This is a genomic window from Paenibacillus cisolokensis, from assembly GCF_018403665.1.
Classification (GTDB): Bacteria; Bacillota; Bacilli; order Paenibacillales; family Paenibacillaceae; genus Paenibacillus_AH; species Paenibacillus_AH cisolokensis.
Genome location: NZ_BOVJ01000099.1, coordinates 1 through 1,529 on the forward strand (window position 1 = coordinate 1; position 1,529 = coordinate 1,529).

Annotated in this window: 1 protein-coding gene; it reads right to left on the reverse strand. The window is 48.7% G+C overall.

The genetic code is table 11. The features are described from left to right. Positions 1 to 143: 143 nt before the first annotated feature. Positions 144 to 1,501, reverse strand: a protein-coding gene (locus PACILC2_RS13985) for an IS1182 family transposase (protein ID WP_244863510.1) whose coding sequence is annotated in 2 segments (ribosomal slippage) — positions 144 to 184 and positions 184 to 1,501 — 1,359 coding nt in all. Because the reading frame shifts where the segments join, the coding sequence is not laid out codon by codon here. Positions 1,502 to 1,529: the final 28 nt, after the last annotated feature.

Sequence of the window (1,529 nt, forward strand, 5' to 3'; positions counted from 1 at the left end):
TTGCGCCATAGTCATCTAATCGGGCCAAATTCCTGCACTTTTCAGGCTGTTGGGAAACCCCATTTTGACGGGGATAGAGCAAGTTATTCGGGGAAAGGTGGGGATTTAGAAAGGAGAAAAGAGGAATGGGCGTACCCATCTCCTTACCCCGCCTTCTTGGCGAGGTGGAGAGCTATCTTTTTATGTTCTGAGCAGTCGCGGTCATCAGCACTTGCTGCTGCACCTTTTCCCTACCCCGAAACCGGCAATAGCGAAGTCCATGGAGCACTTTGGCATCCGCGAAACTTCGCTCAATCGTCTGGCTACGCAGCGCATAAATGATTTTTCCGGTCTCACTCTGGGAGTTTTTGCATACCTGTTCTTTGTAATCTTCCCAAATATGCCTTTGAATCGTACGCTGCTTTGTTTTGTTGGTGGTGCATTGATCCAATAACGGACAAACGGCACATTGTTTGGGATCCGATTTGTAGTCCCGAAATCCAGTTCGTGTAGTCGTATGGTACGTGAGCTCTTGCTGGTGTGGACAGATGTATACGTTCTTTTCTTTATCGTACCGGAATTGTTCTTTTGAAAATACGGCGTGCTCACGGGTGGAACGTTCCGGCATAACGGCCATGATGCCCATGTCAACCGTGCGATAACAGACGTATGCCGTCATGTAGCCCGAATCGAGCGCGACGGCTTCCAACGTATCTTCCCAACCAAATTTCTTGATTTGGTGCATCAGGCGGTCCGCATACACAACCGAATCATTGACATTGCCAGGGGTTACGTAGCAATCCGTGATGATATTGTATTTGTGGTCCACCGTGCGATGGTCCAGGTAATGGAACCCTTCCGGTTTCCCATCCCGATTCAGGAATCCACTTTCCGGATCAGTCAGGCTGACCTTTTGGATTTTCGTTTCGGCCTCCTCTTGGGGAGGCAGCGGCTTTTTTCCGAATGCAACCCGATCCTCGTTCACTGCCTGTTCCAGTTCTTTGAGATATTCGTGTGGTGTGCAGGTGACCTCCCGTTTCTCATAGCGGCCGTTATTGGCATTGGCCTTTATATGAGTGGAATCGGTGATGAGCAAACGACCTCCCACCATGTTGTGCTCCATGGCTTGTTTCACAATACGGTCGAAGATATCTTGGAAAACGGTCGTGCCCTTAAAACGGTTCTTCCGGTTCCAACTGAAGACGGAATGATCGGGCGCTTTCCCGGAGAGTCCGATTCGCAAAAACCAACGAAAGGCAAGGGAGTCGTTAACTGCACGCTCAAGTTCACGTTCAGAGCGGATGTTATATAGATAGCCGATCAATAGCATTTTGAAGAATACAATGGGATCCAGGGACGGCCGCCCATTCGACTCGCTGTAGTACGGCCGCACGAGGTCCAGAATAAAAGTAAAATCAATGTATTGATCCACGTAACGAAGCAAGTGATTGGAAGGTACCATATATTCAAGACAAACGAGTTCATAGTCCAGTTGGGGGTTCGGATCGTTTGTAAAAAGCATAGAAACACCGCGCTTTCTATGGAAATAA